Origin of the sequence: Candidatus Poriferisodalis sp., assembly GCF_965237655.1 — a bacterium.
GTDB lineage: Bacteria > Actinomycetota > Acidimicrobiia > Acidimicrobiales > Poriferisodalaceae > Poriferisodalis.
On sequence record NZ_CBDEGB010000002.1, the window covers coordinates 1865378 to 1880838 of the forward strand.

The 15461-nt window shown below is 65.7% G+C and carries 14 protein-coding genes and 1 pseudogene; 10 read left to right on the plus strand and 5 right to left on the minus strand.

Going from position 1 to position 15461, the window contains the following annotated elements; genetic code table 11:
* Nucleotides 1-28 precede the first annotated feature (28 nt).
* Nucleotides 29-208, minus strand: a pseudogene (locus ACPXYO_RS16785) (TauD/TfdA dioxygenase family protein); the annotation flags it as partial.
* Between the two features lie 128 nt (nucleotides 209-336).
* Here ACPXYO_RS16785 and ACPXYO_RS16790 point away from each other — a divergent pair.
* From ACPXYO_RS16790 to ACPXYO_RS16815, 6 genes are all read left to right on the plus strand, one after another.
* Nucleotides 337-1476 carry a hypothetical protein gene (locus ACPXYO_RS16790; protein WP_423923017.1) on the plus strand — a complete coding sequence of 380 codons (1140 nt, stop codon included), beginning with the start codon at nucleotides 337-339 and terminating at the stop codon, nucleotides 1474-1476.
* Between the two features lie 170 nt (nucleotides 1477-1646).
* On the plus strand, nucleotides 1647-2885 hold the full coding sequence (locus tag ACPXYO_RS16795; protein ID WP_423923019.1) for a cytochrome P450: 1239 nt from the start codon (nucleotides 1647-1649) through the stop codon (nucleotides 2883-2885).
* 26 nt (nucleotides 2886-2911) lie between these two features.
* Nucleotides 2912-4810: an alkyl/aryl-sulfatase gene (locus tag ACPXYO_RS16800; protein ID WP_423923021.1), complete on the plus strand. Its 1899-nt coding sequence runs from the start codon at nucleotides 2912-2914 to the stop codon at nucleotides 4808-4810.
* Between the two features lie 23 nt (nucleotides 4811-4833).
* Nucleotides 4834-5232, plus strand: coding sequence for a protocatechuate 4,5-dioxygenase subunit alpha (gene ligA / locus ACPXYO_RS16805; protein ID WP_423923023.1), 399 nt, complete (start codon nucleotides 4834-4836; stop codon nucleotides 5230-5232).
* Nucleotides 5229-6116, plus strand: a complete 888-nt coding sequence (locus tag ACPXYO_RS16810; protein ID WP_423923025.1) for a class III extradiol dioxygenase subunit beta — start codon at nucleotides 5229-5231, stop codon at nucleotides 6114-6116. Before ligA ends, ACPXYO_RS16810 begins: the two co-directional genes overlap by 4 nt.
* Nucleotides 6117-6184: 68 nt before the next feature.
* Entirely contained in the window at nucleotides 6185-6844 is a 660-nt protein-coding gene (locus ACPXYO_RS16815) for a TetR/AcrR family transcriptional regulator (RefSeq protein ID WP_423923027.1), read from the plus strand.
* A gap of 494 nt (nucleotides 6845-7338) precedes the next feature.
* Here ACPXYO_RS16815 and ACPXYO_RS16820 read toward each other — a convergent pair whose 3' ends face one another.
* Genes ACPXYO_RS16820 through ACPXYO_RS16835 form a run of 4 tightly spaced genes read right to left on the minus strand, consistent with a single transcriptional unit; the run spans nucleotide 7339 to nucleotide 10781 of the window.
* A complete protein-coding gene (locus tag ACPXYO_RS16820) occupies nucleotides 7339-8115 on the minus strand; it encodes an SDR family oxidoreductase (protein WP_423923029.1) in 777 nt (258 codons plus the stop codon).
* 10 nt (nucleotides 8116-8125) lie between these two features.
* Nucleotides 8126-8656: a 3-phenylpropionate/cinnamic acid dioxygenase subunit beta gene (locus ACPXYO_RS16825; RefSeq protein WP_423923031.1), complete on the minus strand. Its 531-nt coding sequence runs from the start codon at nucleotides 8654-8656 to the stop codon at nucleotides 8126-8128.
* Complete coding sequence (locus ACPXYO_RS16830; protein WP_423923033.1) at nucleotides 8653-10023, minus strand: aromatic ring-hydroxylating oxygenase subunit alpha; 1371 nt, start codon at nucleotides 10021-10023, stop codon at nucleotides 8653-8655. The genes ACPXYO_RS16825 and ACPXYO_RS16830 overlap by 4 nt, the downstream gene beginning before the upstream one ends.
* A 17-nt stretch (nucleotides 10024-10040) precedes the next feature.
* Nucleotides 10041-10781 carry a class II aldolase/adducin family protein gene (locus ACPXYO_RS16835; RefSeq protein ID WP_423923035.1) on the minus strand — a complete coding sequence of 247 codons (741 nt, stop codon included), beginning with the start codon at nucleotides 10779-10781 and terminating at the stop codon, nucleotides 10041-10043.
* A 25-nt stretch (nucleotides 10782-10806) separates the two neighbouring features.
* Here ACPXYO_RS16835 and ACPXYO_RS16840 point away from each other — a divergent pair, with 25 nt between their 5' ends.
* The 4 genes from ACPXYO_RS16840 to ACPXYO_RS16855 all read left to right on the plus strand — a co-directional run bounded on the left by ACPXYO_RS16840 (nucleotide 10807) and on the right by ACPXYO_RS16855 (nucleotide 15325).
* Entirely contained in the window at nucleotides 10807-12045 is a 1239-nt protein-coding gene (locus tag ACPXYO_RS16840) for a CaiB/BaiF CoA transferase family protein (RefSeq protein ID WP_423923037.1), read from the plus strand.
* Nucleotides 12046-12142: 97 nt separating this feature from the next.
* On the plus strand, nucleotides 12143-12886 hold the full coding sequence (locus ACPXYO_RS16845) for an SDR family oxidoreductase (RefSeq protein ID WP_423923039.1): 744 nt from the start codon (nucleotides 12143-12145) through the stop codon (nucleotides 12884-12886).
* 56 nt (nucleotides 12887-12942) lie between these two features.
* Nucleotides 12943-14154 (plus strand): LLM class flavin-dependent oxidoreductase, encoded by a 1212-nt coding sequence (locus ACPXYO_RS16850; protein WP_423923041.1) that lies wholly within the window; start codon nucleotides 12943-12945, stop codon nucleotides 14152-14154.
* 106 nt (nucleotides 14155-14260) lie between these two features.
* Nucleotides 14261-15325, plus strand: a complete 1065-nt coding sequence (locus ACPXYO_RS16855) for an NAD(P)H-dependent flavin oxidoreductase (RefSeq protein WP_423923901.1) — start codon at nucleotides 14261-14263, stop codon at nucleotides 15323-15325.
* Nucleotides 15326-15461 lie beyond the last annotated feature (136 nt).

A 15461-nucleotide genomic window follows, 5' to 3' on the forward strand; every position in this document is an offset into this window, starting at 1 on the left:
TGCGGAGGCCCGGGGCGCGCATGGTTGATCAGAAAGGGCGGTCGCCGATGAGGGTCACCCGCTCCATGCGCCGGTGCATGCCGCCGTGATCTGGCACGGCGTAGTGCTGGGTGCAGCGGTTGTCCCACTGCGCGATCGACTCCGGCCGCCACCGGAACCGGCACTGGTACTCGGGCCTGCTCGCCTCGTCGTACAGCCGCCGTCGCAACGGGCGGCTCTACTCGTATGCGGTTGTACTCGTTCGGCTCCACCGCATCGACACGCACGTCACTCCCCTTCCGAGGCTCGCGACACATACTGTCAGCAATGGTCGATTCATCGCGCAAGTGAGTGCACATGAGCAGAACGACACCTCCGGCCGGCCCCGTGTCGCTGTGCCGGCCGGACTGGCTGTACAAGATCGTCGTCGACTATGCGGGTTTCGGCGCGCATCTGACAGGCACAGATGCAGATCGCTCCACAGCCGATTGGCTCACGAATCTGATCTGTGAGATCGGCGGAACGGCGACTTTCGAGCCCTTCGCCTTTGACCGTTTCGACGTGCGGGCCAAGCTGGTTACCAACGGCCGAGCGGTGCCGTCGGTTCCGCTCTACTACAGCGCGACTGGCAGCTTCGACACCGACGACGTGCAGGTGGTCAGGTTTGGCGCTGGCGTTGCAGGCTCGGCGTCGGCATTCGAGGAGCGGCTGCGCAGCCTGGACTCACGAGCCGTTGTCATCGCCGTCGACGGGCCCGACGAACTGCCGGTGCAGTGCAATCGCTTCCCGACCAAGATGCTCGGTGTGCCAGGCGTGATCGTGCCCGGCAACTGGTTCGATCGGCTCGGCAAGGCCCAGCTGAGACTCCGGTTTGACGCCTCGATCGAGCCGGCGACTAGCGCAAACGTGCTTGCCACGTTCGGATCAGCGGATTCGCCGGTGATCGCCGTCACTACCCCGCTGACTGGATGGACGCCCGCTGCCGGCGAGCGGGGCACCGGGCTCGCAGCCGCCCTCGCTGTCGCGGTGGAGCTGTCAAGCGAGTACTCAGTGCACTTCTCGGCGTGCAGCGGGCATGAGATTGACCACATCGGTCTTCGCCATCACCTCGCTCAGCGTGACGTGCGGAGCGTGCCAGTCATCCACTTCGGCGCATCGATCGGCGCTGGAGCGGTTGAGCCCGGCGTCTCGGGAGCGCTCGAGCTTGCTTCGACGCGGATGGCGCTGACGACCGCTACCGGACCATGCAGGGCAGATATCGCCGAATTGACGACAGGTGCCAACTGGACCCTGCGCGACGTCGAGCCTCCCTGGCCGGGCGAAGGCGGCACGTGGCAGGAAGCCGGAGCTCCGGTGTTGTCGTTCCTGGGACCGTTCACGCTCTTTCACACCGCCCACGACACACCTGAGCGGGCCACGACGCTAGAGGCGCTCCACCTGGCGACAACAGTCGCCCTCGCAGCCGCTCGCCGATTTCTTGAGGATGCAAGTCAGTGACGTCACGGCAAGCCAAAGCCAAGATCTGCGAGCCAGGACCGGAGATCTGGTCGGGTCGCCGGATTCTCTGGGGCATGAGCACACCTCCTACGCTGAACCCTTCAGTCCGACGCACACGCTCTGGCGACCTCTTCACGAACTGACACGCCCAAACCGCAAAGGAACGCTCGATGACCGACACGGCACCTGTAGACGATTGGGATACCGACTACGACATCTTCGACCCGGGATACGTGACCGATCCGGCGCCCGTGTGGGAGGAGTTGCGTAGCCAATGCCCCATCGCCCACAGCGAAAGGTGGGGCGGCTCCTACTTGCCCACCAAGTACGACGATGTCCAAGCCCTCGCCAAGATGGTGCCTGAGCTGTCCAGCAGAGACATCTTGGTGACGTCGTCGCCGCCGGAAGTCATCGAGGAGCTTCGAGCAGACCCGGACTTCGAGAAGTACGGCACCAACGCCGCTCCCATCTCCGAAGATCCGCCCATCCACGGCTGGACCCGCCGCCTGCTGCTTCCCCACTTCTCGCCACAGGCAGTGGAGGCACACCGCCAGTACACCCAGGAGCTCGCCGATCGCCTGATTGATGAGTTCATTGATGCGGGCAAGGTCGACGGAGCCGGGCAGTACGCCCAGCAGATTCCGCCCCGTGTCATCGCTCACCTCCTGGGAATCGACGAGAGCCGGGTGGATGAGTTCACCCATTGGGTGCGATGCATATTGGAACTGGGGCTCGCCAAACCCGAACTTCGCATCGAGTACCGAAGGGTGATCCGGAAGTTCTTCCATGAAGTCGTTGAGGAGAAACGGGCCAATCCCGACGACGGTTTTGTCTCGTCGCTGCTGGCGGGCACTGACGACCATGGCAACCCGATCGATCCCATGATGGTGGTGGGCATGCTCAATCTGCAGCTCATTGCAGGCATTGACACCACATGGAGCTCGATCGGCTCGGCCCTGTGGCACTTTGGCACTCACACCGACGATCGTAAGCGCATGGTGGCCGAGCCGGAGCTGTGGCCGTCAGCCATCGAGGAGCTGCTGCGCTTCTATTCGCCGGTGACGATGGGCCGCCGAACCTCCGAGGACGTGGAGATCCGTGGCGTGACAATTCCCAAGGGGAGCAAGGTGCTGATGAACTTCCCGGGTGCCAACCGCGACCCCGAGATGTTCGAGCGCCCCGACGACGTCATCCTGGATCGTCCGCACAACCGCCACATCGCGTTCGGCGCGGGCATCCATCGCTGCGCGGGCTCAAACCTGGCCCGCCTCGAGATGGACATTGCGCTGCGCACGTGGTTCGAACGCATCCCGGACTTTGAGGTGAGCGAGCCCGACCAGGTGACTTGGGCCGGTGGGCAGGTCCGCGGCCCCCGCTACCTTCCGATCCGCTTCCCGTCCATCGGCTGACGCTACGCAGATGCGGCGTGCCCTCCATGAATAACGACGACAAAGCGGCCAGCGCCGATCCGATGGATCCAAAGGCGCCGACGCCGTTCACCGCCTCGGCCAACTCCGCGGCGGCTGCGATCTCCTTCGACGACCCTGGCGACTTCGATCGAGCAACCCGGGGACTCATCGCCCAGCTCGACGGCGGTCGAGTCACCATGGGCGATCATGTCGTGTTCGACGTCGCCCGTCACTCGTTCGTCACAGAGACAGACGAGGCACCGTCCTCAGTGCATCCGGGGCTGTGGCGTCAGGCCCGCCTCAACGTCAACCACGGGCTATTCGAGGTGGCCGACGGCGTATGGCAGGTCCGGGGCTACGACATTGCAAACATCACGTTCATGGCCGGCACCGACGGCTGGCTGGTCATTGATCCGCTGACCAATGCGGCGGCGGCTGCGGCCGCGCTGGACTTAGCCAACCGCACCCTCGGCCCTCGCCCGGTGGCCTCGATCATCTACACCCACTCCCACGTCGACCACTTCGGCGGCGTGCTGGGCGTGACGACTCACGAAGCCGTAGCCAGCGGCGACGTCCAGATCGTCGCCCCCGATGGATTCCTCGAAGAAGTGGTCAGCGAGTTCGTCATCGCAGGGCCGATCATGGGCCGGCGGGCGGCATACCAGTTCGGTCCCCTGCTGGCGCCCGGACCGCTCGGGCATGTCGACTGCGGCTTGGGCTCGGCGATGGGCTTGGCACGGTCAGACCTGCTGGCCCCGACTGACACCATCACCGAGACCGGCGAGGAACAGACCCTCAGCGGCATCCGGATCGTCTTCCAGAACACGCCCGATGCCGAGGCACCCGCCGAGATGAACTTCTTCTTCCCGGACAAGCGGCTGCTGTGCATGGCCGAGAACTGCACGCACACGCTGCACAACCTGTACCCGATCCGCGGTGCGCAAACCCGTGACGCACTCGCATGGAGCAAGTACATCCAAGAAGCGACGGACCTGTGGGGCGCCGACACCGACGTCATGTTCGCAAGCCACCACTGGCCCCGGTTCGGCAAGGACGACGTGCGGGCCTTCCTTTCCTTGCAGCGAGACGTGTACCGCTGGATGCACGACCAGACGATGCGGCTGGCCAACCAAGGGTTGCGGCCCACCGAGATCGCAGCCCAGCTTCGCCTGCCCGCCGAGTTCGACCAGTCCCACGTGCAGGGGTACTACGGCACGGTGTCGCACAACTGCCGCTCGGTGTACAACCGCTATCTCGGCTGGTACGACGGCAATCCGGCCAACCTGGATCCGCTGACGCCGGCCGAGGCGGGCACGAATTACGTCGAGTTCATGGGCGGAGCAGAGGACGTTCTCACAAGAGCTCGCTCGTGCTTCGAGCGGGGCGAGTACCGCTGGGTGACCCAGGTCGTCAATCACGTGGTCTTCGCCGACCCGTCGAACCAGGAAGCTCGCAACCTGCAGGCCGACGCGCTCGAGCAACTCGGCTACCAGTCCGAGTCGGCGACGTGGCGCAACGCCTATCTCATGGGTGCAAAGGAGCTCCGCGAGGGCAGTCCCGACTGGGGCCGACTTCCCACCCGGGACATGTCAGGGGCCATGACCGCCGAGCATCTGTTCGACGTGATCGGCGTCCGCTTTGATCCTGCTGCGTTCGACGCAGGTCCGTTCACGTTGAATGTCCACCTCACCGATCTCGGTGAGAACCACGTGTTCGGCGTCGGCCGCTCGGCCATCCACCACAGGCCCAATGCCGTCGATCCCGATGCCTCGGCTTCGATCCGCACCGACCGGGCAACATTGGCTGCGGCGCTCAACGATGTGGCAGCGCTCGAGCGAGCCGAAATCTCCGGCAATCAGGAGTTGGTGCGAGCGCTGCTCGAAAGCCTGACAGTGTTCACCACGGCACCCCTGATCGAACCCTGACCCCGGCACCCTGGGAGACACCCATGCCGCTCGACAAGCCCTACCTCGACGTGCCCGGCACCACCATTTTCGATACCGAACAAGCCCGGAAGGGCTATTGGCTCAACCAGTTCTGCATGTCGTTGATGAGTGAGGCGAACCGCGAGCGGTTCCGTGCCGACGAGCGTGCCTACGTCGAGGAATGGAACATGTCCGATGAGCAGAAGGCCGGTGTGCTCGACCGCGACTTCAACCGCCTGATCGGCCTCGGCGGCAATATCTATTTCTTGGCAAAGATTGGCGCCACCGACGGCTTGTCGTTCGTCCAAATCGTCAGCTCAATGACCGAGAACGACGAGGAGGGCCACAAGGCGATGATGCTCGCTGGCGGCCGATCTCCCGACGGCAACCGCTACCTGAGCGAGTGGGAGGCGCAGCAGTGAGCGCTCGCATCACCGCCAGTGTCTTCACGAGCCACGTGCCCGCCATCGGCGTCGCCATCGACCAGGGCAAGACCGGCGAAACCTACTGGCAGCCCCTGTTTGCGGGGTTCGAACCGGCACGTGCGTGGATCCGGGAGAACTCGCCCGACGCAGTGATCCTCGTCTACAACGACCACGCCAACGCGTTCGGGCTCGAGATGATCCCGACGTTCGCCCTCGGCCTAGCAGCGAGCTACGAACCAGCCGACGAAGGCTGGGGTCCCCGGCCCGTGCCGACCGTCCACGGCCACCCGGAGCTGGCGGCGCACATCGCGCACTCCGTGATCCAGCAGGACTTCGATCTGACCCTGGTGAACGAGATGACGGTCGACCACGGGCTCACGGTCCCGCTGTCGATCATGTTCGGCCAGCCCCCGGCATGGCCCTGCCCGGTCGTGCCGCTCGCTGTCAACGTCGTGCAGTACCCGGTTCCGTCGGGCTGGCGCTGCTTGCAGCTCGGCCAGGCCATCCGGCGCGCCGTCGAGAGCTTCGACGACGATCTCAACGTTCAGATCTGGGGCACCGGCGGCATGAGCCACCAGCTCCAAGGGCCTCGCGCCGGTCTCATCAACCAGCCGTGGGACAAGGCGTTCATGGACCGACTGGTCGCCGATCCCGCCGATCTAGCCGGCATGCCCCATATCGACTACGTCCGCGAGGCCGGCTCCGAAGGCATCGAGCTGGTCATGTGGCTCATTGCACGAGGGGCGATGGCCGACTGTGCTGATGTCGCCGACCCGGCCGGCCGTTCCGGTGATGCAGCGCCTTCAGTTGTCCACCGCCTGTATCACGTGCCGGCCAGCAACACCGCCGTCGGCCAACTCATCCTGGAAGATCACTCCTAGCGCTCTAGCGCCCGTGTCCGGCGACACTGAGAATCCGGCGCTACCAGCGTCGCTAGCGTTAGACGGCGATGTCGTTCACGGGTGACCCAATTCTCGGCGAGGACGCCGACCTCGACGTCACCGAATTGGGCAAACGCCAGCGCAACAAGCTGGACAAGCAGCGGCGCATCGTCGCCGCTGCCACCGCCCTCTTCCAAGCGAAGGGCTTCGAGGACACCACCACTGCCGAGATCGCTACGGCCGCAGGAATTGGCGCGGGCACGCTCTATCTCTACGTCGAGTCGAAAGAGGAGTTGCTGGTCAGCGCATTCGTCAACGTGGCAGGCGAGGCGTGGACCGAAGCGTTCGAGCTCGTCGACCGCTCAGCGAGTGTGGTCGATCAGATCATGACGCTGCTGCTCCACGTCACCGACCATCACGAAGCGGATCGCCGGCTGGCTCGATCGTTCTTCAAGGAGCTCCCTTACGTGAGCACGTCCGGCCGTGCCGGTACCGATGCATTCACTGGCTGGTTCTCCAATCGGCTCGCCTCGCTGCTCGACGACGCGAGCGCTAACGGCATGCTCGATCCCGACGTCCCCAAGTACACGCTGGCCTTCAACCTCTATTCGCTCTGGCAGGTCCTCATGCGGCGCCTCGTCACGGACAGGATCGCCTACGACGAGATGGTGACGCAGCTCGAAGACGCCGTTCGAGTTGCGGTGTGGGGGATGGCGCCAGAAGCCTGAGCCTTCAGGCGGCCTTCGCCACCGGACCGACGGTGTCGAGCCACCTGCGCATGAGCGCCACAATCTCGGCAGGCCCGTCGCCGGCCGCGAAGACCTTGAGATGCGTAGCGCCGATTCGGCGCACTGCTTGGCGACCAGGGTGGTCTGGCGCTGGGGCAGCAACAGCACGCCCGTCGCGAGCTCGGCACGTTCGGGACGCCCGCCGATCACATGATCGTTGGTGGAGATGCCGTCGAAGCCGGCCCCCTCGAGTTCACCGACCAGGCCGCGGATCACGCCCCAGTCGGTGCCCGTGTTGATGTTGCCGAAGGCCGCTCCGAGTCGCATGAGGTCCCGTTCTACTCGGACCAGTCGGGCCAGGCGAGCCGCTCGGACCCCTGCGGCGGCGCTCATCGACCTCGACTCTCTGTGCAGAAATGCCGCCTCAGGCGGCAAATTTGCACAGAGAGTCGGGAGGCGTCGCGATCCAAGCCGTGACTCCTCCGTGCCGTTCACTAGGCGATGTTGGCGCCGCCATCGCTGTGCAGGAAGCGACCGGTCATGCCTCGCGACGCTTCGGATGCAAGGAACACGTAGTTCTCGGCGTGGTCCGCAGGGCCGAGGGCGACATCGAGCGGGCTGCGCTGACGGATGGACTCGACTCGGTCAGGTTCGTGCCCAAGGGATCGGTCGTACAGGCCGAGGGAGCGCAGGCCCCGCAGGTCGGTGCTGTGGGTGCCGCCGGGGGCCACACCGTTTACCCGGATTTCGGGTGCCAGCTCATGGGCCAGCGACACGACGCAGCCGCGCACCGCGAACTTGCTGGCGACGTACAGAATTCCCCCGCGTCCGGGCGTGAAGCTGCTGGTCGAACCGGTCAGGATCACCGACCCTCGGCTCTCTCGCAGGGGTTCGATGCTGGCTCGGACCGCCAGCAGCATGGAACGCACATTGACGTCCATGGCCTCGGTGAACGCTTCGTCGAGGCCGTCATGGGGAAGCTCGGCCAGCCCGAGGTAGTAGTCGAAGAGCCCGACGCAGCTCACCAGCGTGTCGATGCCCCCGAATGCGTCGAGCATCGCCGCCACAGCGGCGTCGTTGTCGTTCGCGCTCGTGGCGTCGCCGCAGATGACAGGTCCGGCCGACGCCTCGGCCAACGCCTCGCACTTGAGCGGATCGATCTCCAGCGTGCCCACGCTGGCTCCCTCGGCCAAGAAGGCGTCATGCACACCTCGGCCGATGCCTGAGCCTGCCCCGATGATCAGTGCTCGTTTGCCGGCCAGCCTGCTCATGGAGAGATCGTCACAGGAAGATGGCCAGGTTCTGGGTGCGCAGCACCGATTCGTCGATCTGGATGTCCCTCGATCGCAGGCGCATCCCGTCCGGCGTCGGTATCAGGACGTCGGTCCGACCGGCGGACAGCAAGCTCGGTGCTGTCCGGTCGCCACGAGAGCGATACAGCAGCACCGCCGATTCCACGATGAGCTCGTCGCCGTCGCCCTCGAAGGTCCGGACATTGGAGATGTGGTGGCGGATCCGGCTCTGGGGATCCTCGGTCCACGCGTAATCGGTCCCGAACCGCTGCACTCGCTTGGACAGCGAGAACCAGTCCTCGTCGAAGTGATCCATCGTTTGCAGATCGGCCTCGTCGGCTGCTTTCACGGCCGTGACTCGCACCGGCATCCGGTAGCGGATCTGCGGATCCATGAGCTCAAGCCATCCTTCGAAGTCGGCACTGTCAAGAAGGTGCGCTTCCTCCACCAGGAATTGCGCAGCGGACTGGTGCCGCGAGTCGCTGTATGGCAGCGGGGCCCGGGCCCGCTGCAAACTCATGCGAGCGTCTCCCCCATGCCGAAGGCGATCATCTCGCGTTCGGGTGCTGGCCGGGAGACCAGTTCGGCCCACATCGAGAACCAGTGGCGCTGGTTGTGCTCGCCGAAGCCCTGATACGCCGTGCCTGGGCCACCGAAGCCCTCGAATTGCTCGACAATCGGATCGCCGTCGAGCGTCAGGCCCATGCGGTTGTTGAGGAGCAGGTTTCGTGCCATTGATCCCCGTGCCATCGTCGTGATCGACACCCAGTTCTCGACATCGTCCTGCTCGAACATCCCCGACGACCCGAAACACATCAAGTACGCCTTGTACGAAGCGGCCTTGTAGTCGTCCGGGGCATCGGCCGCCACGCAGAACCACGAGTACACCTCGGTTTCGCCGGGTCCGACGGGCTGCCACAGGCGCACCGAGATGAACGGCGTGATCCGCCCTTCGCCGTCGGTCTGGGGCCAGTTGTGGACGAAGCTCAGGTTGGGGAACAGCGTCGCCGCCGACGGCATGAAGCCCGACTCCCCTGCCAGCGCACGTTGAGGAGCGCTCAGCCTCTCCCCCATGCGATCGATCATCTCGTCGGGGTAGCCGACGTACTGCAGTCCTGTCCTGAACCCGCTGCCGGCCGGCAGCTTGTAGGTGGTGCCGCCGCCGGGTCCCGCGTGCCACAGCACGCCCTCTTTGCGCTTGTAGGGCTTCGGCTCGCCGAAGAGCTCGATGTCGACCACGCTCGCATGGGTGTGGGGCGTGTGGTAGCTGTCGCCCATGAAGTTCTCGGCGCCGATCTTCCAGTTCGCCTCGATGCGCCAGCGCTGCGGGCCGCGGAACTCCATCCCCGCAGCGCTCTGGCCGGTGTAGAAGTCGAGGTAGAACGCAAAGTCCCCCAGCCAGGTCTCGAAGTCGGGGGCGTCCGGGTCGAGGCTGGCGAAGATCATTCCGTTGCGAACTGCGATCGACGGGGCCGGCAGGAGTGCCTGACCTTCCTTGATGAAGCCCGCATCGCCGCCGTAGGCGTCCGCGTGGAACGGCAGCCCGGCGAGTTGGCCGTCGTTGCGGTAGGTCCATGCGTGGTACGGGCACCGGAATGTCCGGGCGCTGCCCCGTTCGGCACGGCAGACCTGCATGCCTCGGTGGACGCACATGTTGAACATCACATGAATCTGTCCGTCGCTGTCGCGGGTAACCAGGAACGAATCGTCCAAGATGTTGCGGACGACGTAGTCGTTCGGCTTGGCGATCTCGGACTCGTGGGCCAGGAAGTTCCACGACCGGCCGAACAGCCGAGCCCGCTCCAGCTCGAACACTTCGGCGTCGTTGTACAGGTATGCAGGAATGAGGCCCTGACGCACCGCGGCGGTGACCTCGTCGATCTCCATAAGTCCTCCCCCGTGCCCTAGTTCAGCCCAATTCGGTCCTGTTCGAGAGCCGCCAGATGGTGTCGCCACAGGGTCTCACGGTTGAAGGCCCCGCCGAGGTCCGGCAGTTCGGCCAGGTCGGCGCTCGGAATCGCCTCGGGAATCATGCCTGCGGAGCGCACACGCAGGTGAATACGGGCAAGCGTGTCGAGCTGCAGGGCCCGCAGCACCGCCTCGGCGACGTCAGCCCCGATGGTCACCACGCCGTGCCCCTTCAGCACGAGGGCCTCGGCGCTGCCCAGCGACGCCACCATCTCTGCGGCCAGCTCGTCGGTGCGGATCAGAACCGAACGCGGGTGCACCCGGATGCCGGCGGCTGCGAGATGGGTCGCCGGGATGTCGTAGGCGCCGAAGATCGGCTCGAGTGCGAACCCCGCAAGGCTGGCCACCACGACATCGGGCGGATGGGCGTGCACCGCACAGGCAACGTCAGGACGGGCCGCAAGCACCGACGTGTGGATCGGCAGCTCGCTCGGCACCCTGTAGTCGCCACCGGGATCGTCGATGATCTCGCCCGAGTCGACATCGACGACGCGCACGTCTTCTGGCGTCGTGAACCGAAGTCCCGCTTCCTCGGGCCCACGGCACCGCACCAGCGCCCGGTTGCCGTCGAGCCGCAAGCTGATGTGCCCCAAGATGTTCTCGACCAGCCCGCGATAGGCCATCACCCGACACCCAATGGCAACCTCACGCCGAAGCCGATCAAGGCCGCCGCTCACGATTTGAGGCTATAACCGCACTGTCATGACACCCGACGACTCTGCGCATCCCGAACGCGACCGACCTTCGACTGAGTCCAACCCGGACACGAAGACTCACGGGCCGCTGGCGGGGGTCCGGGTTCTTGACCTTTCGTCGGTGTTGATGGGTCCGGCTGCCACGCGCATGCTCGGGGACCTCGGCGCCGATGTCATCTTCGTCGAGTCCGAAAAGGGCGACCGCAACCGCACCATGGGGTCCGGTCCTGCCGAGGAGCTCTCGGGCATCTCGCTCAATCTGCTGCGCAACAAGCGCAGCATTGCGATCGACCTCAAGCATCACCGCGGCCGCCAGGCATTTCTGGACATCGCCTCGACTTGCGACGTGATGATCACCGATCTCCGCCCCGGCCCGCTGAGCCGGCTCGGCTTGCACTACGAGGCGGTACGGGAAGTCCGAGACGACATCGTGTTCTGCCGGGCCCACGGTTATCCGTCATCGAGCGCCCAGGCGAACGCTCCCGCCTATGACGACATCATCCAGTCCGCCAGCGGCGTCGGCGATCTCTTCCGCCGCATGGGCGCCGAGCCGAGCCTGCTGCCGAGCCTCGTCGCCGACAAGGTCTGCGGACTGACCATCGCCAACGCTGTCCTCGCCGCCCTGTACCACCGGTCCCTCACCGGCGAGGGGCAATGCATCGAGATCCCGATGATCGACGTCATGCGGGCCTTCGTGCTCACCGAGCACGGCTCGGGCGCGATCTCCGAGTCTCCCGTCGCGGACGCCGGCTATGCCCGCATCCTGACGCCCGAGCGCAAGCCGCAGCCGACTGCTGACGGTTGGATCAACATCCTCCCCTACGACCAGGCGCACTACGTCGCTCTCTTCGAAGCCGGGGGTCGCCTCGATCTCGCCACTGATGAACGCTTCGCGACGCCCATCGAGCGCGTCGTCCACAGCGACAGCCTGTACCGCGACGCCACGACCGTGCTCAGCCAGCGCACGACCGTCGATTGGCTGGAATTCTGCGAAGCGCACGGGATCCCGGCGACTGAGGCCACCACGCTCGACGAGCTCATCGAGCAGCTCCCGGTCGACGAGCACCCCGTCGCAGGTCCGTACCGGGTCATCCCGCCTCCCGAGCAGTTCTCCGAGACACCTGCCGGCATCCGGCGACCTGCGCCCGGCATCGGCGAGCACGGCCGCGAAATCCTGTCCGAGATCGGCTACCACGCAACATCGATCGACGAACTCGAAGCCGAGGGCATCCTTGCGTCACCCTGAGCGGTGAGCACCGAGAGTGCTCGCCAGAGCCCGACCTACGATCCGCTCACGGGAGAACGGCTCCTTGCCGAGCGATTCACGACAGAACGGAGCGACGATGCATTTTGGCGGCAAGCGGGTGATCGTGACCGGCGGGGCGTCCGGCTTCGGGCGAGCCATCAGCCAGGGGTTCGCCGGTCGCGGCGCCCACGTGATGGTGACCGACATCGACATCGACGGCGCCGACGCAGTCGCCGCGGATCTGGACGGGGCGCTGACCTTCCGGCTCGATGTCACCGACGAGGACGCCCATGCCGAGCTTGCCCAGCTAATGGCGGACACTTGGGGCGGCATCGACATCGTGGCCACGAACGCCGGGTTCTCTCACCGGGCCGGTTACACACTGAACGTCCCTACTGACGAATTCGACCTGATGTGGGCGGTCAACACGCGCAGCATCTATTTCGCGGTGAAGCACTTCACACCGCACATGCCGCCGGGGAGCTCCATCGTGAGCACGGCATCGATCGGCGGGAAGCGGCCCCGCAAGGGCTTCACGCCGTACAACGCGTCCAAAGCGGCGGCGATCATCCTGACGAGAGGCTTGGCCGAGGAGTTCGCGCCCGACATCCGGATCAACTGCGTCGCACCCGTGGCGTCCGAGACCGCCTTCTTCGTTCGGGCGACCGGCAGCGACACGTTGCCCGAACCGCTGAAGGAATCGATCATCGACGGCATCCCCATGGGCCGCATGACCGACCCCATCGACGTCGCCAACGCCGTGATGTTCCTGGCCTCCGACGAGGCCGGCTTCCTCACCGGCGTCTGCCTCGACGTGGACGGCGGGCGCAGCATCAGCTAGGGGCGCAGAGATGATCAATCGTTCCGGCACCGCAGCGCTTCGGTAGGGTCCCGACGGTGAAGTTCGCCGCCTTCCTGGCTCCCCATCACCTTCTTGGCGAGAGCCCCGCGTTGCAGCTGCAGCGAGACCTGGACCTCGTCACCCACCTCGACCGGTTGGGCTATGACGAATTCTGGTGCGGCGAGCACCATTCGACCGGCTGGGAGACGATCGGCTCGCCCGAGATGTTCCTGGCCGGCGCAGCCATGCGCACCAGCCGTATCAAGCTGGGCACGGGCGTCACCTCCATCCCTTACCACCACCCCTTCAACGTCGCCCAGCGCATCGTCCAGCTTGACCAGATGAGCTTCGGGCGGGCGATGCTCGGCACCGGCCCGGGCGCGCTGCCGTCCGATGCCCACACCCTGGGCATCGATCCCATGCTGCTGCGCGACCGCCAGGACGAAGCCATCCCGGTCATCAAGCGGCTGCTTGCAGGCGGCGAGCGCTTCACCTACGAGTGCGACTGGTTCTCGATGTACGACGCCAAGCTGCAGATCCTGCCGTACCAGCACGAGATACCGATGACGACGGCGTCGATGATCAGCCCGTCGGGCATGACGCTCGCGGGCAAGTACGGCATGGGCGTGCTGTCGATCGGGTCAATGTCCACCGACGGTCTGGCATCGCTCCCGCTGCAGTGGAGCTTCGCCGAAGAAGCCGCGCAGAAGCACGACCAAGTTGTGGACCGGGCCAACTGGCGGGTGATGTTCAACTTCCATGTGGCTCCCACCCGCGAGCAGGCCCATCGCGATGTTGAGCACGGGCTGCTGCGGTGGCACAACGAATACAACGTCGACACGCTGCAGCGTCCGGGCCTCGAACCGCTGGCGTCCACTGCGGAGGCCATCGACTTCTACGCCAACCCTGACACCGCCGCGGGCGTGATCGGCACGCCGGACGACCTGGTTGAGAACATCCTGCGGATGCAGGAGATCAGCGGCGGGTTCGGCGTGATGATGGGCTTCGTCAACGACTGGGCCGAACCCGAGGCCATGTTCCGCAGCTGGGATCTGGTTGCACGCCACGTCATCCCGGCGGTGCGCGGTCAGCTCACATCGATGCAGGAGTCGAACAAGTTCGTGATCAAGAACCGGGGGTACTTCGACCGGGCAGGCAAGGCCATCCTGGCGAAGATCCTGGACAACGAGCGCGCTGCCGCTGCGCTAAAGGGCGGCGGCACCGGGAATACAGCATTCACGCCCCGCCTCGGCGCCGATACTGACTGACAGCCGCACTTTCTCACCGGCGCCGGAGCCCGACCGGGACCAACGCTGGCCCGCCTAGGGTGCGGGAATTCTGACTCCTGGGGATCCCGCGCGGCTCGAAGCCGTCATCGGTGTCGCCGCACCTGTCCTGCAGTCAGGCATGGGCGGTGTGGCCGGCCCTGAGCTGGTCGCTGCGGTGAGCAACGCCGGTGGACTCGGGATTCTTGCCGCGCTCAACCTTCGGCCCGACGCCGTGCGTGCGGCGATCACGCGGGTGCGTGACCTCACCGATCAGCCGTTCGGCGTCAACATCTGGCTCCACGATGACGTTCGGACGCCGCCTGACGTCATGGAGCACTCTGACCTGGTTCGCTCCGTGCAAAGCGTTCTCAACGAGCTCCGCCCCCGATTCGATCTCCCTGCAACGCTCGAAGCTCCGCGGCCGATGCCCGATCTCGTCGACGACGCGCTGGAGGTGATGATCGAGGAACGCATTCCCGTGTTCTCTGCGGGCCTCGGCATTCCGGAGCCCGAACTGGTCGACCGGTTCCACGAGGCTGGCACTCGGGTCGTGACCATGGTCGCGACGACAGCAGACGCCAACACCGCCGTCGCGCAGGGCAGCGACGTGGTGATCGCGCAGGGTCTCGAAGCAGGCGGGCACCGCAGCCACGGCCGCAAGCTCCCCGCTGCGCAGACCGTCGGCACCGGGACGTTCACCTTGGTCCCCCAGGTCGTCGAGGCGATCGACGACCGGGTTCCCGTGGTGGCAGCCGGAGGCATCGTCGACGGGCGCGGCCTTGCGGCAGCCACGATGCTCGGCGCGGCGGGCGTGCTCATGGGCACCCGATTCGTGGCCACCGCAGAATCACAGGCCAGCCAAATGTGGAAGGACCGCCTCATTTCGGGACGCGGCACGACCGTGGTCACCGACGGATTCACCGGCCAGTGGGCCCGGGTGCTGAAATCGGAGTTCACCGACCACTGGTCAGAACATGGCGGAACACCGCTGCCCGGCCTGCTGCAGGCGGCGGCACGTGCCGACCTGCAACGGGCCGCCATGGCTGCCGATGACGACCAGATGCAACCGCTGTATGCCGGCGCCGGGTTCGATCTGCTGGACGACCTGCCGGGAGCCGGCGACGTCGTCATCAGCGTCGTCGAGGAAGCGAGACAGCTCCTGGGCCGGTGACAGCGACGATTGCCGTTTCTCGACCCGTCGGCGGCGCTCGCCAAGCCGAGTCGCTGTCGAGGTCCAGAATGCGGACAATCGCGCTGGTGCGCTCAGCATCGCGCCCGGCCGTCCGGTCAATCAAATGCGGTGGCCA